17 protein-coding genes and 4 tRNA genes are annotated in these 21,090 nt (G+C 66.1%); 19 read left to right on the top strand and 2 right to left on the bottom strand.

The window, feature by feature from the left end; translation table 11 throughout:
* Positions 1–9: 9 nt before the first annotated feature.
* The 14 genes from BOX37_RS20410 to BOX37_RS20475 all read left to right on the top strand — a co-directional run bounded on the left by BOX37_RS20410 (position 10) and on the right by BOX37_RS20475 (position 16,120).
* Positions 10–1,854, top strand: a complete 1,845-nt coding sequence (locus BOX37_RS20410; RefSeq protein ID WP_206045690.1) for an AMP-binding protein — start codon at positions 10–12, stop codon at positions 1,852–1,854.
* Entirely contained in the window at positions 1,851–2,090 is a 240-nt protein-coding gene (locus tag BOX37_RS20415) for an acyl carrier protein (RefSeq protein WP_071929062.1), read from the top strand. Before BOX37_RS20410 ends, BOX37_RS20415 begins: the two co-directional genes overlap by 4 nt.
* Complete coding sequence (locus BOX37_RS20420) at positions 2,087–3,046, top strand: transglutaminase-like domain-containing protein (protein WP_071929063.1); 960 nt, start codon at positions 2,087–2,089, stop codon at positions 3,044–3,046. The genes BOX37_RS20415 and BOX37_RS20420 overlap by 4 nt, the downstream gene beginning before the upstream one ends.
* The gene (locus tag BOX37_RS20425) at positions 3,046–4,158 is read left to right on the top strand and encodes a diiron oxygenase (RefSeq protein WP_071929064.1); all 1,113 of its coding nucleotides are present in this window, start codon (positions 3,046–3,048) and stop codon (positions 4,156–4,158) included. Before BOX37_RS20420 ends, BOX37_RS20425 begins: the two co-directional genes overlap by 1 nt.
* The gene (locus tag BOX37_RS20430) at positions 4,155–4,838 is read left to right on the top strand and encodes an SGNH/GDSL hydrolase family protein (RefSeq protein WP_156910469.1); all 684 of its coding nucleotides are present in this window, start codon (positions 4,155–4,157) and stop codon (positions 4,836–4,838) included. Before BOX37_RS20425 ends, BOX37_RS20430 begins: the two co-directional genes overlap by 4 nt.
* A gap of 32 nt (positions 4,839–4,870) precedes the next feature.
* Positions 4,871–7,030 (top strand): iron-containing redox enzyme family protein, encoded by a 2,160-nt coding sequence (locus BOX37_RS20435; protein ID WP_071931704.1) that lies wholly within the window; start codon positions 4,871–4,873, stop codon positions 7,028–7,030.
* Complete coding sequence (locus tag BOX37_RS20440) at positions 7,020–8,255, top strand: acyl-CoA dehydrogenase family protein (protein ID WP_071929065.1); 1,236 nt, start codon at positions 7,020–7,022, stop codon at positions 8,253–8,255. Before BOX37_RS20435 ends, BOX37_RS20440 begins: the two co-directional genes overlap by 11 nt.
* Complete coding sequence (locus BOX37_RS20445; protein WP_206045691.1) at positions 8,206–9,546, top strand: lysine N(6)-hydroxylase/L-ornithine N(5)-oxygenase family protein; 1,341 nt, start codon at positions 8,206–8,208, stop codon at positions 9,544–9,546. The genes BOX37_RS20440 and BOX37_RS20445 overlap by 50 nt, the downstream gene beginning before the upstream one ends.
* Positions 9,543–10,601, top strand: coding sequence for an NAD(P)/FAD-dependent oxidoreductase (locus BOX37_RS20450; RefSeq protein WP_206045692.1), 1,059 nt, complete (start codon positions 9,543–9,545; stop codon positions 10,599–10,601). The genes BOX37_RS20445 and BOX37_RS20450 overlap by 4 nt, the downstream gene beginning before the upstream one ends.
* The gene (locus BOX37_RS20455; protein WP_071929068.1) at positions 10,598–12,613 is read left to right on the top strand and encodes a class I tRNA ligase family protein; all 2,016 of its coding nucleotides are present in this window, start codon (positions 10,598–10,600) and stop codon (positions 12,611–12,613) included. The genes BOX37_RS20450 and BOX37_RS20455 overlap by 4 nt, the downstream gene beginning before the upstream one ends.
* Complete coding sequence (locus BOX37_RS20460) at positions 12,610–14,127, top strand: AMP-binding protein (RefSeq protein ID WP_206045693.1); 1,518 nt, start codon at positions 12,610–12,612, stop codon at positions 14,125–14,127. The genes BOX37_RS20455 and BOX37_RS20460 overlap by 4 nt, the downstream gene beginning before the upstream one ends.
* Entirely contained in the window at positions 14,117–14,386 is a 270-nt protein-coding gene (locus BOX37_RS20465) for a phosphopantetheine-binding protein (protein ID WP_071929069.1), read from the top strand. The genes BOX37_RS20460 and BOX37_RS20465 overlap by 11 nt, the downstream gene beginning before the upstream one ends.
* Positions 14,387–14,456: 70 nt before the next feature.
* The gene (locus BOX37_RS20470; protein ID WP_071929070.1) at positions 14,457–15,071 is read left to right on the top strand and encodes a GNAT family N-acetyltransferase; all 615 of its coding nucleotides are present in this window, start codon (positions 14,457–14,459) and stop codon (positions 15,069–15,071) included.
* Entirely contained in the window at positions 15,068–16,120 is a 1,053-nt protein-coding gene (locus BOX37_RS20475) for a C45 family autoproteolytic acyltransferase/hydrolase (protein WP_071929071.1), read from the top strand. Before BOX37_RS20470 ends, BOX37_RS20475 begins: the two co-directional genes overlap by 4 nt.
* 590 nt (positions 16,121–16,710) lie before the next feature.
* Here the strand turns inward: BOX37_RS20475 and BOX37_RS20480 are convergent.
* Positions 16,711–16,782, bottom strand: a tRNA-Val gene (locus BOX37_RS20480).
* Between the two features lie 479 nt (positions 16,783–17,261).
* Here BOX37_RS20480 and BOX37_RS20485 point away from each other — a divergent pair.
* The 5 genes from BOX37_RS20485 (at position 17,262) to BOX37_RS20505 (ending at position 20,025) form a co-directional block, all read left to right on the top strand.
* Positions 17,262–17,333: transfer RNA gene (locus BOX37_RS20485), tRNA-Gly, on the top strand.
* Positions 17,334–17,372: 39 nt separating this feature from the next.
* Positions 17,373–17,443 (top strand) — tRNA-Cys (locus BOX37_RS20490).
* Between the two features lies 1 nt (position 17,444).
* Positions 17,445–17,519 (top strand) — tRNA-Val (locus BOX37_RS20495).
* Positions 17,520–17,702: 183 nt separating this feature from the next.
* Positions 17,703–18,776: a phospho-N-acetylmuramoyl-pentapeptide-transferase gene (mraY, locus tag BOX37_RS20500; protein ID WP_071929072.1), complete on the top strand. Its 1,074-nt coding sequence runs from the start codon at positions 17,703–17,705 to the stop codon at positions 18,774–18,776.
* A 58-nt stretch (positions 18,777–18,834) separates the two neighbouring features.
* Positions 18,835–20,025 (top strand): sigma-70 family RNA polymerase sigma factor, encoded by a 1,191-nt coding sequence (locus tag BOX37_RS20505; RefSeq protein ID WP_240504961.1) that lies wholly within the window; start codon positions 18,835–18,837, stop codon positions 20,023–20,025.
* On the opposite strand, the gene BOX37_RS20510 is transcribed toward BOX37_RS20505, so the two are convergent.
* On the bottom strand, positions 19,997–20,950 hold the full coding sequence (locus BOX37_RS20510) for a hypothetical protein (RefSeq protein WP_240504962.1): 954 nt from the start codon (positions 20,948–20,950) through the stop codon (positions 19,997–19,999). The genes BOX37_RS20505 and BOX37_RS20510 overlap by 29 nt on opposite strands.
* Positions 20,951–21,090: the final 140 nt, after the last annotated feature.

The raw sequence follows: 21,090 nt of genomic DNA on the forward strand, positions 1-21,090 counted from the left end.
TGGTGACGAATGGCACGAATGGCGCGAACGCGCGGTCGAAGAACGACGTCTCGGTCATTCTTCCGGTCCCAACCGGGTCGAATCGAGTCTTCTGGCAAGAGCTTTCAATTCGCAGTATGTCCGCGCCCGGGGGCTGGAGCGGATCCCTATTGGGAAGCCCTATCGCCATCGACAGACCTGTCAAACGTCACCGATCAGCAGGGTGGTCCGTCGGTAATGTCCGTACTGGCCGTAGGGAGGACAGACACCATGCTCTGGGACACGATCAGCAGTGCGGCAGAACCGCGAACGGTGCTGCATCTCCCCGCGGTGGGACAATCCATTCCGATCTCGCGGGTCTTGCGCGATGCCGAAGCGACCGCCGCGATACTAGACGGCGACCGCCGGGTCGGTGTGCTGATGGCCAATGGCGAACCGTGGTTGCGCGGCTTGCTGGCGTGCGCGCGCACCGGAGCCGCGGCAGTGCCGATCGCCCTGCCTGGAGCATTCGGCAGCGGCGGCGCGTATCTGAATCACCTGCACCGCATCATCGACGACGCCGAGTTGGACACGCTGCTGGTCGACGAGACCGGCACCCGGTTGTTGAAGCGACTCGACGGCGACCTCATGGGCGTTCGGATCCACGACATCACCGAGGCAACTGCTCCGGGTGCCCACCGGCGGAATCGAACCCGGGGTCCGGACGAATACGCCGTCATCCAGTACACCTCCGGCAGCACCTCCGCCCCGAAGGGCGTCGCACTCACCGCGGCGAATATCGTGGCCGGGCTGGAAGTCATCGCCGATGCCGCCGCCTGGACCGGCGACGACTGCATGGGACTATGGCTGCCGCTGTTTCACGATATGGGCCTGTTCGCGACTCTCGTCAGCCTCGTCCACGGCACGCCGGTATGTCTGTGGCGGCCATCAGATTTCGTCCGTGATCCCCGGCGCTGGCTGGCCGAGTGCGCGGCATCGCCCACCACTGCGGTGCCGATGCCGAACTTCGGCTATCGAACTCTCGCTACCGCGTTCCGGGGCGAGGTCCCCGCCGAGGTCGATCTATCCCGGTGGCGGCTGGCCTTCAACGGTGCCGAGCCGGTGCACATGGAGACCATCCGGGATTTCACGGAAGTATTCGCACCCAACGGATTCCGTCCGGCGACCATGCGCCCCTGCTACGGCATGGCCGAAGCCACCCTCATGGTGACTTGTCAACCACCGGGGTCGCTGCCACGAGCACTGACCGTGGACCGATTCCAGCTCGGCCCCGGCGATACGGTCCGCGCAGTGTCGGAGAACTCCGACGCCGCGCGAACGGTGGTGAGCGTGGGCCGTGCCGCCGGCGAAATGCGCTGGCGCGTGGCTGAGTCGGGCCGCGTGGGAGAAATCGAGATATCCGGTGCCGCGGTTATGGGCGGATATCTGGGCGTCCCGGACGACGAGCAACCGTTCACCGGCGATGGCTGGTTGCGCACCGGCGACTTCGGTTTCGAGCACGGCGGTGAGCTCTACATTGTCGGCCGACGCAAGGACATGATCATCCAGCACGGGCAGAACTACCACGCCGAAGACATCGAGGAGATCGTCCGGCGCTTCCCGGAGGCGGTCAACGGTCGTTGCGCCGCGATCGGTATCACCGAACCCCAGGCCGAATACATTGCCGTCCTGCTGGAAACGCCGCTCGATCCGGACGCGGCCGGCGATCTGGCCGCGGACGTCGAATCGGCGATCCGGGCAGCGCTGGGGCCCGGTATCGCCCGGGTGTATCCCGTTGCACCCAAGACGATTCCATACACCAGTTCCGGCAAGGTGCGCCGCCAAGCGGCTCGCGAACTGTGCCGCCGCATCACTGAGGAAGGCGCGCTCGCATGAACGCGGACACCGTGGAAGCTGCCCTCCTCGTCGCGTTCGCGACCCGGCTGGCATCCGACCCCGCCGATATCGAACCGGACCAGGCGATCGCGGACTTGCCCGGCATCGATTCCCTCGCCATGCTGCGCGTCATCGTCGACGTCGAAACCGCTCTCGGCATACAGATTCCCGACGACACCGCCTACGCCGCGACCACCGTGCGGCAGCTCGCGAAACTCATCGCGGAGCAGGCGTGAACCTCCGATTCGTGCAGACGCCGGCCGATCTGACTGTCTTCGACACCCCGGTCTCGGCGGCGGCCGAACTACTACAGATCGACCCCGCACAGGTGGCGGCACTGGCGTCGGAGGGGTTACAGCACCGGCTCGATCCCCTGCGGGGAATGCTGTTCGACTACGCCGACGTGGTCAATGCCGGGGCCTCCTCGAACAGCGGACTCACCGTGCCCGAACTGGGGCAGCGGATGCTGATGCGGTTCGCCGCCGGAACGTCGCAGTCGTGGCTACGGCCGATTACCTGGACTGTCACGGTGCATTTGCCCGTCGGTCGGCGGGGTGTCCTGGCCGCCGCCGTACCCGATCTACGAGCCGAAGGAGTCGAGGCCCTCGACGCTGCGGACTCCGACGTTCCGGCGCCGACCGTCCCGGCGGGTCGCCAGAGTGAACCGTTTCGGGTCCGCGTGCGACTCGCAGGCGAGCGTTTCGACATCGACAACGCAAGCGTCCGTGCGGCATTCGATGACCACGTCGAGGCCTTCACTTCCGGTCGGGTCGTCTACCAGACCATTGCCGAGAGTCTTCGCGCCGAGTACCGGCGGGCGTGGGAGCTGGGCATCGCCGACTGCGTGGTCGCGAGCGCGGTGCTCACGGACCGATTGCGGGACAGCGGATTACGCGCCAGAACCCGTCGTGGCTATCTGCTCGGCCTGCTCGGCAGCGACCATGCCTGGACCGAGGTGCACGAACAAGGTCGCTGGAAGCCCCTGGATGTCGTCTTCGCGCACCTGGCGGCCGACGATGCCGACGAATTCCGGCAAGCCTGCTGCGGCAGCCGTTTCAACCGCTTGCTGCCGGGCGCTGTCAAGGCGGGCGCTCCGCTGGTGACCGACACCGACGGCGGGCCGGGACCGAAATGGGCATTCGCGGGAGTGACCTCGCGCATGGAAAGCGCCGCGGCGACGGGAGTCCGGTGATGAACAGCGAGAATTCGCCGACTGAGGCCGATCGGATGGCCGCTCTCGGCGGGACATGGGCGCTCGAAACCGGTGGCGCGACGGTGTTCAGCTGGGACTACGACGCCGGAAACGAACGGCTGCTCGCCCTGTACGGGAAAGGCAAGCAACGACAGTGGGACGCCGAGGTCCGGCTGGACTGGTCGCATGAGGTTGATCCAGACAATCCGATCGGCATGCCCGACGAATTCGTGTGGATTGCCGACTCGGACCTCTGGCGGGCGCTGCCGGAGGCCGACCGGATCACCGTGCGGCAGCACCTGGCAGGCTGGTTGTATTCCCAGTTCCTGCACGGCGAGCAGGGTGGGCTCGTCTGTGCCGCGAAGGTGGTGCAGACCGTGCCGGATATGGATGCCAAGTTCTACGCCGCCACCCAGGTCATGGACGAGGCCCGCCATGTCGAGGTGTATCAGCGGATGCTGGACACCAAGATCGGTGTGCGGTACGGCATGTCGACCCCGCTGCGCGGGCTCTTCGAAACGATTGTGCGCGACAGCCGCTGGGATATCACCTATCTCGGCGTCCAGGTGCTCATCGAGGGGCTCGCGCTCGCCTCGTTCAGCATTCAACGCGACCGTCTGCGAGATCCCCTGGCACGCACGCTGAACACCTACGTGCTACAGGACGAGGCCCGTCATGTCGCGTTCGGCCGCCTCGCCCTGCGCGACTTCTACCGCCAGCTCACCGACGCCGAGCTACGCGAGCGCGAGGAGTTCGCCATTGAGGCGTGCTGGACCTTGCGCGACCGCTTCGCCGGTGAGGACATGTGGCGCAACCTCGATTACGGGGCCGAGGACTGCATCGCGCTGGCCCGGCGCTCACCCGCCATGCGGGAGTTTCGCCGCCGCCTCTTCTCCCGGGTCGTCCCGACGCTGCGCGATATCAACCTGTTCGGACCGCGCATGCAGCAGGCGCTGAAGGATCTCGGAGTCTTCGGTTTCAGTGAGATCGACGGTGCCGCAATCAATGCCGAGGATGAACGGCTCGCCCAGGAGATCGACCGCCAGGAGCGCCTGGTCCGAGGCAGGGAAATCGCCGACACCATCGCTGTGGGAAAGGAAGACATCGCATGATCACTCCGACCGAGGAAACCGACCCCTTCGCGATGACCACCGCCACCGCCGTCGAGATGCTCGACGGCGCGCCGTGGCGGCGGATGGTGACACTCGGAGACAGTGTGGCGGAAGGTATTCGGGAGCCGTCGCCGGGCTTCGCTGACCTGTCCTGGTCCGAACGCATTGAAACAGCTATGCGTGAAATCCAGCCGGGATTCGCCTCGATGAATCTCGGCAAACGTGATCTGACCACCGCCGAGGTACGCGCGACCCAACTCGACGCCGCACTCGATTTCAGACCGGATCTGGCCTTCGTCGCCTGCGGTGGCAACGATATGCTCCGTCCCCATTTCGACCCGGTGCAGGTGCGCGCGGACCTGACGGCCATTGTCTCCGCGCTGCGTGAGCAGGGCGCGGATGTGGTGACATGCGGACTGCTCGACCTCACCCAGGCGGAACTGGTGCCCGCGAAGTACGCGCAGTCGGTCAGTGCCGCGACCCGTGCGCTCGCTCGCCTCACCGAGGAGGTGTCACGCGAGCTCGGTGCCATCTTCGTGCAGTTCCTGGATCACCCGCTGACCGCCGACCCGAGCCTTTACAGCAGCGACAAACTGCACTTCAACACCCGGGGCCACGCGTTCTCCGCCGCGCTGAATATCGAGGCACTGGCTCGTCACCTCGCCGGAACGCGGCGCTGATGTCATCCGACGCGCTGACGCGCCCCATCGACATGTCGACTTCTCTGCCGCCGCGCCGTTTCGAATTCGGCCACGCCGCTGCCGCCGAGGCCGACCGGGTACTCGGCTCGGGCGCCGAGGCAGTGTGGCGTGAGCTACTCATGGAGCAGGAGAACGAAGCGTCGGTACTCATTGCCCGGCGGATCATCGGTGCGTTCCTCGAAGCCATCCCGCAACCGGCCGCGCGTGATATCACGGCCGAGGACATCGCCGGCGAAGTCGCCACGGCCCGTATCCGGTTGCGCCCGCTGATCGACACCCTGCGCGCCTGTGATGCCGAGACCAGACGAATCGTCCTGCGCCAGCGTGCGCCGATCGCCCTGCTGGACGGGTGCTGGAACGACATGGTCTCCCAGCCCGCTACGCAGCCCTCCGCCATTGTCAATCAGCTGGTGGCACACAGCTTCTTCCTACACGGGGCCGGTGAACCCGGCAACGGGGTGGGACAGCTCCGCCGTCGTGCCATGGCCGCAGAGGGCGTATTTCTCCCCGAACTCACCGCCCGCGAATTCCTGAACGCCACGCAGGCTCGCCCATTGACCGTGCACAGCGCCTCGTTCTATCTCGCACTGAGCCGCCTGCCCGCCAACTTCCTGCCCGAGATCGTCGCGGTGCACTACACATTCGGCATGATGGCTGTCGACGATCGCCTGCTCGACGCCGGCAACGGCCCGCGACCGGGTGTCGACCGGATCATCTCGGAATTCCTCGGCTACACCCGAGTATCCGGCGCCGGGGCGGCAGACCAGCGACGACTGCTGCGCGCCATCCGTCTGGTCATCCGGCTCGAGACCGAGCACGTCGGCTCGCTGGTGGACCTGGCGGAGTGGCACGGCCGTCTCTCCCTGGATGAGCGGGTGGGCCAGATCATCGTCCGGCACGCGCGCTATGCGGGTAATCAGCACGGCGGCGTGCGCATCGGCGGGCGGAGGTTGTCGGACACTCTCGCCGATCCGGAACTTGACGTCGCGCAATTCGTTTCAGAGCTGCGTGGTTCCCGCCAACTGCGGCCCGGACCGGCCGGTGGCAATCGGCTGCTGGACTCGATCAAGTTCGGCGGACCGATGTTCGGCATCTTCGACGATGCCGAAGCGGAGGTGCTCACCGCGTGGTCGGAAGCGGTCGCGACAGGTGAACCCGCTGGTCCGGCGGCCGGTGCAGGTACCGCTGGCAACGTCGAGTCACGGTATTGGGACGCCGCCATCGCTGCGTTCCACCCGGCGGACGTGGAACTGGTGACGGTGGATCCGCGAGACTCGGCGCGGTGGAGGCCGCGGGAGCTGTTCCACCGCCTGGTGAACATCGAGAACTATCCCGGCACCATCACCCGGGCACGCGACTACACCGACCAGGTGCTCGAGCGGGCGGAGCTGCTCTTCGCCGATGGCGCGGGCGGCCGCTTCACTGATGCGAGCTGGTTCGAATACAGTGCCGGCGCACTGCTCGATCGGGTCGAGGACATCTACCGGACGAAGTTGGTCGGCCCGTACCGACCGCTCGACGAGGTACCCGATCGCGACGCGGTGATCGAGAACCAGAAGAGATACGCGCTCGTCGCGCTCGTCGATGGCGGGTGGATCCATCGCATCGGCAATGCCGGACGGCTCGACCGGCCCGGCGTGGCTGCCGTGCACGCGATCCACGCCGACGAGATGGGGCGCGGCGATCTCGCGAAGAACCACATCACCCTGATCAATCGGGTGCTCGCGAGCATGGCGATCGAGCTGCCGCACATTCGGGAGCGGGAGTTCATCGATGAGCGTGTACTGCCCGAGCTGCCCTACGCCTTCGCCAACCACCAGTTGAGCCTCGGGCTCTTCCCGGATAGCCGCTATCCCGAGATTCTCGGATTCACCCTCGGCATAGAGCTTTTCGGACTCGGCGAAGTGCGGCTGCACGAGATTCAGAAGCTACGTCACCACGGCCTCGATGCCTGCTACGAGGAAGCACACCTGACCATCGACAATGTGTCCGCCGGGCACGCCCGGCAAGCCGCCGACATCATCAATACTTATCTGGACTCGGTCGAGCGGAACGCGGGATCGGCGGCGCTAGTGGGAGAGTGGCGTCGAGTCTGGCGCGGCTACGCCTCGTTCGCCCTGTTCGTCGAGGCGGATCTGCTGCGAAAGCTGATGGTCCGCAATGCGAACTGAGGTACGCCGTCCCGCCTTCGACCCGGACATTCTCGCCCTCCCGTTCTACGACCGGACCCATCGCGCCGTCGCCGAATCGATGGACGAGTGGTGTGCGGCGAAGACTGAGCTCTGGGCACGCGCCCGGTCCGTGGCTCCGGATGTGGCGGGCACCAGCATTATTCGTGAGCTCGGCGCGGCTGGTTGGCTGGCAGCTTTGGACCCGGCCGCAGGTGCGAGCGCGCCGGGATCGGATTGGCGTGGCCTGTGCCTGATGCGCGAACTCCTGGCCTACAGCGAAGATCTCGCCGACTACGCGTTCTCGGTGCAGGCGTTGGCCGCCACTCCGATTCGACGGCACGGCAGCACCGATCAACAGGTACGATGGCTTCCGCCGATGGCGCGCGGTGAGGTGATCGGTGCCTTCGCCCTCTCCGAGGCCCAGGCCGGCTCGGATATCGCCGCCATCGAACTGCGCGCCGAAACCCATTCCGGTGGTTATCTTCTCAACGGCCACAAGACCTGGATCGCCAACGGCACCCTGGCCGATGTGTTCTGCGTGATCGCGCGGACGGGTGGTCCGGGCGCATTCGGCCTGACCGCCTTCCTGGTTCCCGCCGGTACCCCCGGGCTGCGGGTGCAACCGATCGATATGGTGGCCCCACGCTCCTTCGCCCGCGTGGAGTTCGAGAACTGCCGCGTCCCCGAAGCCGCCGTCCTGGGCCGACTCGGCGGTGGATTCATTATCAGCATGGATCTGCTCGAACGATTCCGCGTGACGGTCGGCGCTGCGGCCATCGGCTTCGCGCGCCGGGCCGCCGACGCGGCGCTCGACCATGCACGCGATCGAAAAGCATACGGCGGCACGCTATTCGACTTGCCTACGGTGCGCGCCTCGCTGGCCGATGCGGAGGTCGCGCTCAATGCTGCGGCGCTGCTGGTCGCCCGGGCCGCCTGGGATGTCGATCGGAGCGCTCCGCACTTCGCGAGGCAAGCGTGTATCGCGAAGCTCTACGCCACCGAGAACGCGCAACGCACTATCGATGCCGCAGTCCAGATCTGTGGTGCGTCCGCATTGGTCAAGGACAGCCTGACCGAGCGCCTCTACCGGCAGATTCGATCCCTGCGCCTCTACGAGGGCGCTTCGGAAGTGCTGCGCGCCACGATCGCCGAAACCATCGGGCATCGAACGGCCAGTGCCGGACCGGTTTCGATGGAACGCGGGGCGGCCCATGTCAGGCCATGAATCGCGCCCCGCGCATTTTCGATGCGTCGGTATCGGGGTGGGGCCCGCCAACCTGTCCCTGGCGTCGCTGCTGCACGCGGATTCCGACGTGCCGAATCTGTTTCTCGACCGTAAAAGCCGATTCGGCTGGCACGACGGTCAACTCGTGGGCGGGGCAACGTTGCAGGTATCGCCGCTGAAGGATCTGGTCAGCCTGAGCGACCCTACCAATCCCTTCTCGTTCCTGAATTACCTGCACGAACAGGGCCGGATCTACCACTTCCTGAACGCACGGTTCGAGAGCGTGCCCCGGCGCGAATACCGGAACTACCTGGAATGGGCGAGCGGCCGCAATCCGAATGTCGTGTTCGGGGAAGCGGTGATCGCCGTGCATTTCGACGGGACCTTCACGCTTCGCACGGACCGGCGCACGCTCTCTGCTGACAATATCGTCGTCGGGGTCGGGGCGAGGCCCTGGGTTCCCGAGTTCGCCAGCGACGGTCTCGGTGACAGCCAATTTCACGTCGCGGATTTCACCGGCGAGGCGGCAGCACTGGGCGGGCGCAGCGTCGTGGTGATCGGCGGCGGGCAATCGGGCGCGGAAGCCGTGCTGGATCTGATCTCCCGCACCGGCCCGGAGCTGCCCCGCGAAACAGTGTGGGTATCGCGCCGGCGCAACTTCTTCCCGATCGACGACTCACCCTTCACGAACGAGTTCTTCATGCCGTGCCACTCCGACTACTTCTACAACCTCGAAGCCGAGTCCCGGGCGGCATTCAATCGGGAGCACGTGCTGGCCAGCGACGGAATCTCCGAGCACATCGCGCGCGAGATCTACCAGCGCCTGTACTTGCACCGATTCGTCGAACAGCGGGAACAGGCGATCGGCCTTCACCCGAATCGGGATGTGGTCGACGTGACCCGGGAGGGCGACCGGTGGTTGGTCGCGGTCCGGCACCGCGACGAGACGGACCAGATCGAGTATTTCGAGGCAGATGCCGTCATCTGGGCCACTGGCTACCGGTCCAACCGCCTGGACTTCCTCGCGCCGCTGGCCGATCGGCTCGAGCGTGCGGGCGGCGAATTCGCGGTCGACGAGGACTTCGCCGTGCGCTGGGACGGCCCGCCGGATCGCAATATCTTCCTGCAGAACGCCGTCGCCCGCCAGCGTGGCCTCGCCGATCCGAATCTGAGCCTGAATTCGTGGCGCAGCCAGCGGATTCGCGATCGAATCCGAGGGACCCGAAGCCGAGATCAGTTGGCGGCCTTCGTCGAATGGTCGACGAAACCCGGAAGGTCGATGCCGATATGACGGACCCGATCAGGGCGGATGTGGCGATCGTCGGGGCCGGGGTGATCGGCTGCCTGATCGCGCGGGAACTGTCCGAGCGTCGGCCCGATCTCGATATTGTGGTTGTCGACCGGGGTGAGATCGGTGGTGGAGCCAGCCGATATTCGGCCGGACTGGACATTCCACGCGGCAATAGCGAACGGGTGCGCCGCATGGCCGCCTACGGTCAGCGGTACTTCGCCGACATCCGGTGGGCGATTCCTATGACCGTAATCGCGCACCGCACAAGGGACTCCGACGTTCGTGAGCGCTATCTCGAGGGTGTCGGACCGATGACGACGCCCGCGGTGCACCGCGGGCTGTTCGATATTCCGCCCGGGCATATCGCCTGGCACGGCAACTGCGCGTATACCGACGTGCACGCCTTTGCTCAGCAAGTCGCGCGCGAGGTCCGTTCGCGCGTCCGCTTCCACGAAGGCATCGAGGTGCTCGCTGTCGAGCCGGATCCGGACGGAATCCAGTTGCGGCTCGGTACCGGGCGGAGCGTCCGTGCCGCTCTGGTTGTCGTGGCCCCCGGGCCCTGGACCGGCTCGCCCCCATGGCCGTCGTTCATCCGCTCCTTCGGCATTCGCGTCAAGCGAGTTGTCGCGCTGCACCTCGATCGAGTCCCCGACGAGGGTGATCCCGCCGTCATCTTCGACACCGAGGACGCCTTCCTACTGCCGATGCATCGTCGTCGCCACTGGCTCTTGAGCTATACCAGCGACGAGTGGGACGTCTCACCCGACCGGCCCGGGACCGGGCTGACGGCCGCGGATCTGGCTGCCGGGCATCGCATTCTGGAGAGGTACGCGCCGCACCTGATCGCGTCCACCGTCTCCGGTCGCGTGTTCTGCGACGCCTACAGTCCCGACCGCGAGCCCCTGGTTCGGAGCTCGCCGGCGGACCCGCGAGTCGTGTTCGCCGGGGCCGCCAATGGATCCGGCTACCGCCTCGGCCCGGCTATCGCCGCCGAGACCGCAGATCTGCTCGAGGCCCTATCCGGGGCCGATGTCGAACGGGAGCGCACCGCATGATCATCCGTCGATACCAGGCCGAGGCACTCGGCGACAGCTTCGGCATTCAGATGAGTGGTATCGATGGTCTCGGTACCGCGGCGGCCTGGGGGCGCGTGCCGCCGGGTGGCCGGACGGTGGTGCACCGGCACGACGAGACCGAGCAGATCACCATTGTTTCCGGCGATGGCGAGTTCCTCGTCGACGATCGGCGGATACCGGCGGTCCCCGGCACCGTGGCGGTGTTCGCGCCGTTCGAACCGCACGTACTCGGCAATGCGGGCGATGGTGAGCTGATTTTTCTCACCCAGTACTGGCGCGACGCCGCCCAGGTCAGCGACGCGGTGCGCGGCGGAGGCCGCGCTGGCCCGGATCGCCCGATCTTTGTCTTCTCCACGCCGCCGACACCCAACGGGGATCTCCACCTCGGACATCTTTCCGGGCCCTACCTCGGTGCCGACGCCTACGTCCGGTATCAGCGCATGAACGGTGCGCGAGCCTGGCATCTCACCGGAAGCGATGATTTTCAAAGCTACGTCAAGGATTTGGCGCGCCGCGAGCAGCGTGCACCGGACGACATCGCCGCACATTTCAGTGCGGAGATCGCGGCGACGCTCGCGCTGATGGATATCGAACCCGATCAGTACACCGTCACCGGGACCGACCCGGACTACCGCCATGGATTGCGGGAGTTCTTCTCTGCACTCGTAGCTTCGGGACGGATCAAGCCGGTGGCAGGCCCCGCTCTGGCTGATCCCTTGGATGGCGCGTACCTGTACGAGGTCGACGTCGCGGGTGGCTGCCCGGTCTGTGCCTCGGCGACGCGCGGCAATATCTGCGAAGAGTGTGGCGAGCCCAATGCGGTGGTCGACCTGCTCGATCCGATCACCGTGGCGTCCGGTCTGTCACCAGTCCCGAGTACCGCCACCCGATTCATGTTGCCGCTACACGAATTCCGCGACGCGGTGCTACTGCACCACCGCTTCGGGCGGGTACCGGCACGTCTGCGGCAACTGGCCGACCGGGTGTTCCGTCGCGAGCGGCTCGATATCGCGATCACCCATCCGAGTGACTGGGGCGTGCGGCCGTCGGAAACCGAGGGGGCCGGACAGGTCGTTTGGGTCTGGCCGGAGATGTCCTACGGATTCCTGCACGGCATCCAGCGGCTGGCCGAACGGCTCGGTGAGGACTGGAAAGCCAGTGCGCCACAGCAGGCGTGGAAGCTCGTGCACTTCCTCGGCTACGACAACAGCTTTTACCACGGCATCCTCTTCCCCACCCTGTACTCGCTCGCGTTCCCCGCCTGGCAGCCCGATATCGATTACCACGTGAACGAGTTCTACCTGCTCGAGGGGAAGAAGTTCTCCACCAGTCGCCGACATGCGATCTGGGGCAAAGAAATCCTGTCCCGGGACAGTGCCGATGCGGTGCGGTTCTTTCTCGCCAGCACGCGCGCCGAGCGCACCCGAACCGATTTCACGACCGCGGAGTACGAGCGAGTCCTCGACGAGCAGCTCATTGGCATCTGGCAGCGCTGGCTCGTCGACCTGGGGAGCCGAGTCAGGCGACTATTCGCCGGCAACGCGCCGGAAGCGGGGAACTGGACCGCGGAGCACCTGGCCTTCCTGCGCCGCTTGTATCTTCGCCTCGACGCCACCGCGGCGAGCCTGGATCCGGACGGCTTCTCCCTGCGCACGGCGGCCGCCGAAATCGACGGCATCGTCCGGGACGCGGTGCGGTTCGCGGAAGAAGGCGATCGGCTCGACGACATCGGTACGCTGGACAGCGAGATTCGCACCTCGATCGCCCTCGAATTGACGGCCGCGAAACTGCTCGCGGCGGTGTCCGCGCCGATCATGCCGCGATTCGCCGCCAAGTTGGATGCCGCACTGGGCGGACCCGGTCTCCGGGACTGGCCGAACACCATCGAGCCGGTGCCTGCCGGTAGTCCGATCGCCCTGTCCGAAGCGGTGTTCTTTCGCCCGTCCCGCGATGCCGCCGCGGTCCCGGTCGCCGATGCGGTGTCGTCGTGATCAACGCCATCATCGCCACTCCACCCGCCGGTGGGAGCATTCATATCGCGACATCGACTGCGCGGCAGAGTATCTCACTGCGAGAGCTGTACGAGCGCGCGGGCCGGGTGGCGGCATACCTGCGCGCCCTCGGAATTCGTCCCGGTGATCGCATCGGAATACTGTCCTCGAACCGGCTGGAGTGGGTGCTGCTCGACCTCGCAGCCCTGCGGCTCGAGGTCGAGACAGCTGGACTGGAACCTGGAAAATTCGAGCCGACCAGCGAGTTGCTCACTCGGTACGACCTGAAGGTGCTCTTCACCGACACACCCGTCGATCTGCCCGGAATTCTGGCTATCGGCGACATCGAAAACCATTCGGACAGTGCGCGATCAGAAGTACTTCCGCTCGTCAGCTATGCGCCCGAGGGCATTACAACCATCAAGTTCACCTCCGGCAGCACCGGAATGCCCAAGGGACTCGCCGCGACAGCGGGCAGTATCGACAGCTCCGTGACGGCGATCCAGCAGATGTTCGGACATGGTCCCGGCGACAATCTGCTGGTCTTCCTCCCACTGTCGTTGCTGCAGCAGCGCTACTGGATCTACTCGGCTCTGGCCTACGGACACGATGTCACCCTCTGCACCTACACATCGGTCTTCGCCGTCATGGCATCGGTACGGCCGACGGTCGTCATGGGCGTTCCCGCCTTCTTCGAGGCAGCGCGCCGCGAGATCGAACAATCGGCCGCCGAGATCGAGACCGACGGTGCGAACGAGGCGCTGCGAGCGGCGGCGAACGAAATGTTCGGCGGGCGCATTCGATACCTCTGGACGGGCTCCGCTCCGGCCGGTCGGGCGCTGCTGGACTTCTTCGCCTCGGTGGGACTTGCGATCTTCGAGGGATACGGCCTCAACGAAACCTGCATCGTGGCGAAGAACTCTCCCGGTGCCGCACGGGTTGGCAGCGTCGGCCGGGTCTTGCGCGGAAAGACGGTGCTCATCGACGAGGAGGGAGTCGTTCGGGTCCGCAGCGAGTATCCGGTCAGCCATCGGTACCTGTACGCCGAGCCCGGTGCCTCGGAGCGGGTGTTCTGCGGCGACAACACCGTGATCACCCGGGACGTCGGCTATCTGGACAGCGACGGATACCTGTACATCCTCGGGCGGGCCGACGACACGATCGTGCTCGACAACGGCCGCAAGATCATTGTCAGAGCCATCGAAGAGCGCCTCACCGGTGCCGGAACGACGATCATCGAGTGCGTCGTATTCTGCCGTGCGCAAACCGAATTGGTGGCGGTCGCGTCTTCGGACCGCTTTCCGGCGGATCGCGACGCTGTCGCCGCCCAGCTCGCTGTCGCCAATCTGAACGCGCACCGCGACGAACGTATCTCGCGGATCGTCCTCACCGACGAGCCGTTCAGCATCGGCAACGGGCTGCTCACATCCCAATACAAGCCACGCCGACAGCGCATCTACGCGCGTTTCGAAACCGCACTGACGAACCCGGAGGAGGGTATTCATGCACGCTGACATAGAAGATTTCACGCGCCGCCGGCTCGCGGCACTGACCGTCGCCGACGTGACACCGGGGGAGTTGGATCCGGACGTCGACCTGGTGCCGTCCTACGGCCTGACCTCACTGAACAAGGTTGTGCTGCTGACCTCGGTGTGCCGCCGGGCCGGAGTCGACCTCACCCTGCTCACCGATGACGATCTCGCGCGGATGCTGACCCTCCGCGAAATGGTCGACACCGTCGCGCGGTACGTACCCGTAGGCGGAAGCGCATGAGTGGTCAAGCGCGGAGGAGGCAGCGGAGCACAACCACCGAGCGCTCCGCTCATGCGCGAAAGGCCTCAGCATGAGCTGGATAGTTCTCGGACATCGGGTATTGGAGAACGATCATGTTCGGCTGCAACCGATTTCCGTGGGCGATCGTGAGGCGCTGCACGCCGTCGCCATGGACCCCGAGATCTGGCGCTACTTCGTCACGATGATCGAAACCCGCGCCGACTTCGACGAGTTCTTCGACGCCTGTCTCGACGACGACTGCGAGGGGCGGCGCGTCGTGTATGTCATCACCGACAAGGCCAGTGGCCGAGTCGCCGGGAGTATGAGTCTCGGCAATCTCGCAGAGTCCGATGCCCGGCTCGAGATCGGGTGGTCTTGGCTGGGGCGCGATTTCCGCGGCGCGGGTCTCAACCGGTGGGCCAAACTCCTCTTGCTCGAGCATGCGTTCGAGACGTTGGGAGCACATCGGGTCGAGTTCAAGACCGATCAGCTGAATATGCGGGCCCGTAGCGCCTTACGCAATATCGGTGCGACGGAGGAGGGCACGCTGCGCAGCTTCAATTTCATGCCCGGCGGGCGTCGTCGCGACGCCGTCTACTACAGCATTCTCGCCGTGGAATGGGCACCGATCAGGCAGGTGCTCATGACCCACCCGAAGGTCGAACCCGCGATCTCTTCGAGATGACCGCCTCGTATGAGGTCCCCGTCATCGATTGTGCCGGAGACTCGTTCAGCATTGGATACCAGCACGGGTCACGATTGGCCCCGCGACTGCGCTCCTTCCTCGACGATGCTCTGTGCCGGCTCAACCGGGTCATGCCCGGCCAGGTCACCCTGACCGGGTTGCGGCCCGAGATTGCCGCCTACCGCACTGCGATAACCACCGCACTGCCCTATCTGGCGGAAGAGGTCCACGGGCTCGCCGAAGGTGCGGGCATCACCACCGAGGAAGCCTGGCTGCTCCAGATCCGCCGCGAGCTCATGGGCTACCGAAAAGTGCCGACCGGAGGCGACTGCACCACCTATTCCCGAGTCGAAACCGCCACGCACCCAACTCTGCTCGCCCAGACCGTCGACCTCAATGGCGATCTCGACGACCACATCGCGGTGCTGCGAATCGCGCACCGCGACTCCCCACGCCGAGTGCTCCTCCTGAGCTTCGGCGGACTGCTCGGATACTTGGGCATCAACAGTGACGGCCTGGCCATCGGGCTGAACCTGGTCCTCGGCGGCGACTGGAAGCCCGGGGTGCCCCCATATCTGGCCATCCGCCACCTCTTGGACACTTGCGCCACCGCATCGCAGGCCGTCGACCGACTACGCACCCTGCCCCTGGCGGGCTCCCGATCCCTCACCCTCGTCGATCCCCACAACTCCCTGTGTATCGAGGCCATGAACAACGAATTTCGCCTTGTAGCCCACGGCGATTCGGCTCACACCAACCATTTCCTACACCCCGATTTCACCGATCACGACGAACTCAACATCTTCGCCCGCAACTCCTCGACCCGCCGCCTCGACACCTGCACGGCGGCGCTCGACACCCTCCCGCCCGCCGCAGCCGTCTCCGACCACTTCGACCTCCTGTGCAGACCACCCATCCGCATCCCCAACCACGGTGACATCCAACGCGAACGCACCGTGGCAGCGGTCGTCCTCATCCCCGCGCGCCGGCAACTACATCTACGTCCAGGCGACCCGTCTCACACCGAAACTCTGACGTTCCCACTGTAAGACCACCTCGGTTCAAGCGAACGCGATTCGCCGCTATCAAGCGGGGAAGGATGAGTGGGCGTGGTAGCCGTAGTCCGCGATGTACCAACTGGATACTTCACGACCCACGACGAGTCGGCCGTCCCAGTCGCCGAAACCGGCAAGCAGGCCTCGCTCAGTACGGTCCTCGGCTGTCGCCGTCAGCCGTGAGCACGACGGCGGAGATCGTTTGCCGCACCGACGTGCGCACCCGGAACGCCGGGTCGGTGTGCCGTGGCCCGGCGTAGCCCCAAGCGGACTCCGAACCCGAGCCGCCATGTCTCCATCAAGTTCGCCGCCTACAGATTCCGTGGTCAGATCCGGATCGCGATCGAAGACATCGATGCGGCGATGCGGCGATGTGGCGATGTGGCCGATCGACTGACACGTCGAGCGGTGACGCATCAGACAGTGGCACCAGGCCGTTATGACTGGAATAACCCATTGACGAGGCATCCGATGCCCTTGGCGACCCGATTCGGCCCCGACCCCCAAACAACGAACGCTATTGCGCGTATGTTGCACGAAAAGTGCAGGCCATCGCCAAATGGCCCTGACCTGCACTTTTAAGGTGGTCCCAGCTGGTTTCGAACCAGCGACCTTCCGCGTGTGAGGCGGACGCTCTCCCGCTGAGCTATGGGACCGAACACGGCGCCGAGGGCTCAGGAGAGCCGCTCGAACGAGATGGAACATTAGCACGGGGGACCCGGGAGACACCAAATCGCCTTGTGAAGCGGAGGTTCGGGGTCCTTGGTGATTCCGTCGAGGTGCTCACCGGCACGAAACGGCGACCCACGAGGGTTCCATACATGTTTTAATGCGAATATCTACGTTAGAACATTCCTTCGCGTACAGGGCAGGTGTGTGTCGATGAACGCTTCCCGTCGATCTCTGCCCCCACGTCACGATCCGCAGCACACCACGGACGGCGTGGCGCCGCACCTCCACGCCCGCCTCGGACGAACAGGCACCTCCACGGCCCCACTGGATGACACCCGTGTAATTCGTATTCGACCCCCTCTACCAGGCGATTTGTAGGTTGCCCCGAACGTCGGCTAATGTTCTGTCTCGCACCACGGAGGACAGCGAAGCCGCAAGGCGGACTGCCTCCGGAAGTGTGAATGCGGATGTAGCGCAGTGGTAGCGCATCACCTTGCCAAGGTGAGGGTCGCGGGTTCGAATCCCGTCATCCGCTCGAGAGGTAGGTTAGGCAATATGCCATCCTCCTTTGCGCGGTGGAGTGGCCGAGTGGTGAGGCAACGGCCTGCAAAGCCGTGCACACGGGTTCGATTCCCGTCTCCACCTCGCGCGATTAGCTCAGCGGGAGAGCGCTTCCCTGACACGGAAGAGGTCACTGGTTCAATCCCAGTATCGCGCACCACCGTAGTACCAAGTCAGGCCCCCTTTCGAGGGGGCCTGACTTGTTTGCGTGGCCCGTCTCCGTCGGAGCACCTGTAACCCAGGTCACTCCTGACCCGGATCGCCGATGCCCTCCCCTAGTATCGGCACTCGGCGCCGCCAGGCGGGCGTGGTGGCGCGGAACCGTCAGCATGGAGGGCAAGCATTGAGGCAGATCCTGTTGTCGGCGGGGATCGCCCTGTTCGTCACCATCACCCTCACCCCGATGCTGATTCGGGTGTTCGCGCGGCGTGGGTTCGGGCAGGAGATCCGGATCGACGGTCCGGCCAGCCACCAGGCCAAGCGAGGCACACCGACGATGGGCGGGCTGGCGATCGGTGCCGGGGTGTGGGCCGGGTATCTCGGGTCGCATCTGATCGGGCTGCTGTGGGACGCGCCCGGACCCAGCGCGTCCGGAATCCTGGTGTTGCTGCTGGCCTCGGCGCTGGGCGTCGTGGGGTTTCTCGACGACTCGATCAAGCTGCGCAAACACCGCAATCTCGGGCTGACCGCGGCGGGCAAGTATCTCGGGCAGATCGCCGCGGCGGTCGTGTTCGCGGTGCTGGTGCTGCGCTTCCCGGGGGCGACCGGGCTGACGCCGGCCAGTCGCAACCTGTCCTATGTCCGCGACATCAGCACGATCACCTTCAGTTCGCTGATCTTCGTGGCCTTCGTGTGCCTGCTCGTGGTGGCCTGGTCGAACGCGGTGAACATCACCGACGGGCTCGACGGGCTGGCGGCGGGGTCGATGAGCCTGACGCTGGGCGCCTACGTGGTGATCACGCTGTGGCAGTACGACAACTCCTGCGAGATCAACCCGGGACGTGCCTGCTACACCGTGCGCGACCCGCTCGACCTGGCGATGGTCAGTGCCGCGGGTGTCGCGGCCTGCATCGGCTTCCTGTGGTGGAACGCCGCCCCGGCCAAGATCTTCATGGGCGACACCGGTTCGCTCGGGCTCGGTGGCCTTCTGGCCGGGTTGTCGATCACCAGCCACACCGAACTGCTCGCGGTGGTGCTCGGTGCGCTGTTCGTCGCCGAGATCACCTCGGTGGTGCTGCAGATCGTGGTCTTCCGCACCACGCACACCCGGCTGTTCCGGATGGCGCCGTTCCATCATCACTTCGAACTGAACAACTGGCCCGAGACGACGGTGATCATCCGGTTCTGGGTGTTGGCGGGCATCGCCTCGGCGACGGGATTGTGCCTGTTCTACAGCGAGTACCTGACCGCGCTGTGACGCGGATGTGTCGGAGTTCCCGGCTACGCTGACCCGACCGAGCCAGGGAGGTCGCACAGTGAATGCCGCGAGCGAGACCGTCATGCAGCCGGGCCACGACATCGCCGCCGAGGTCTCCTTCGAACTGGAAGAGCTCGACGAGCTGGTCGCCGAACTGCTGACCGACCATGCCGAGCACTCGGCTCGTGATGCGCGGATCGTCGCGCTGCGCCTCGGGATCGGCGGGCAACGGCCGGAAACCCTCACCCGGATAGGGGCCCGCTACGACCTCGCCCGCGACCGGGTCCGCCAGCTCTACACCAAGGCGATCGGGCGGATCGTGCGCGAGGCGGCCCGCTCAGGACACCGCTCGGCGGCCGTGTTCGAGCACCGGTACCCCCGCGAGGCGGGCGATCTGCGCCTGGTGCGGGCGCTGCTGGCCGAGACCTATGCCACCGACACCGATCTGGTGGCGATGGAATGGTCGTATCTGAAGCTGCGGCTGGCCGGACACGAGCAAGCCGACGCCAAGCGCGTCGCCGGGTATGTGATGCAGCGAATCCTGGGCTGGCAGAAGAAGACCGCTGCCATCCTGGCCAAACTGCACGCACCCGAGGAAGCCGACGATCTCGACCCGCTGCTCCCCGATATCGAATGGTCGAGCGGCGCGACGGCCCCGCTGCCCACCGCCTCGGCCCGGGTCGCCGACGGCGACGACGACGGCCGTGGCCGGTTCTACCTGGCCAAGGCCGGACGCGACGTCGCCTACGACTCCGCGCTGATGGCCCGTCTGCTGCGCAGCCTCGACGCGAGTGCGGCTGTGGCGGCGTTCCAGGAGGAGCCGACTGCGCTCACCTACCAGTTCGCGGGTGCAGACCACGTGCACTATCCCGCGGTCGCCGCGCAGCTCGCCGACGGCCGGATCGTGCTGATCGATGTGGTTCCGCTGGGCCGGATCGCCTTCCAGCACAACCGGATGCAGACCGAACTCGGCCGAACCCACGCACGCGAGCACGGCTGGGGCTGGCTGGCCTGGACCGGCAGCGCGCTCGGCCCGGCACAGCTGATGCGGCGACCGGTCGACGCCGCGATCGAGGCGCGCATCGCCGACGAACTCACCCAGGGGCCCTACGACCGCCTCGCGCTGGCTGCCGTCCGCTCCGAGACCGGCCTCGACCTGCTCGATCTGGCCGGGCTCGTGCTGCGCAACGACTGGCAGTGGGAGCGAACGCCGATGCGGCTCAGCGCATCACCATCGCACCGGTCATGACGGTGAGCACGAGCAGCATCGCGCAGCAGGTCAGCCACTGCCACTGATTCAGCGTGCGATCCATCCGGCCGATCGTCGCGCGCAGGCCGGCCGCGATCCGCTGCTGGGCGACGAGCTCGCTGCGCAGCCCGGCCATAGTGATGGCCTCGGCGTCGGCGTACACACCGGCCCGGTCGATCCGGTGGTGCAGGCGCGAGACCAGCTTCTGCTTCTCGCGCACGGTCTGGCGCGACACCGCCAGCTCGACCCGTTGATCGCGCAGCTCCGTGCGCTGCTGCTCGATCATCGCTGCTTGCGCCGCGGTGTGTCGTTCCCAGGTGCCCACCTCGGCCCACCCTCCTGTCGTCAGATCCACGTGACCCCAGGCGATCTCGTCCTTCACCCAGCCCTGGAGGAAGTCACGCAATTCCCAGTTCGCCCGCGTCGGCGCGGCGAAACCGGTGCTTCCCGCAGCGACCATGCCCTGGTCGATGCGGTAGTCCGCGGCCGCGGGCGCGAAATCGGCGACGCCGACCGCGGGCACGAGCGGGACCCAGTACCCCTGCGGGCACACCCACAGCACGTCATCGATACCCGCGGCCTGCAGTCGTTTCCGGTGCGCGCGGGCCGAGGTGATGTCGAGGGGGCCGCTGCGGACCTCGACCACGCAACGGCGGTCGCCGCGCCGCCAGTAGACGTCGACCGGAATGTCGTCGACGCGCGCGTCCACTTCGGCCTCGTCGGCACCGGCCGCGAGGAGTCTGCCGCAGATCCAATGATGGAGGCGCTGGGTATTCCATTGCGTCGCCACACAATCGGGGCAACCACAGCCGTATCCGGTCCGCTCCGTCGTCGCGCGACGGCCCCCTTCGGAGATGCCGAGTTCGTCGAGCAGCGCCCGTCGTCCGCACACCACCTGGGTGTCGCTTCGCCGCTTCGTCCTCACACCATCACTCCCTCACCCGGGGCCCTGACGTGTGCCCGCGCCCACGCCCCGGACTCCAGGTTCCCGCAGCCGCCGATTGGCCGCCAGCCCCCTTGACCCGCGCTCGGGTGCGTCACCGAGTGGTGATCGTGATCACAAAC

The organism is Nocardia mangyaensis (genome assembly GCF_001886715.1).
GTDB lineage: Bacteria > Actinomycetota > Actinomycetes > Mycobacteriales > Mycobacteriaceae > Nocardia > Nocardia mangyaensis.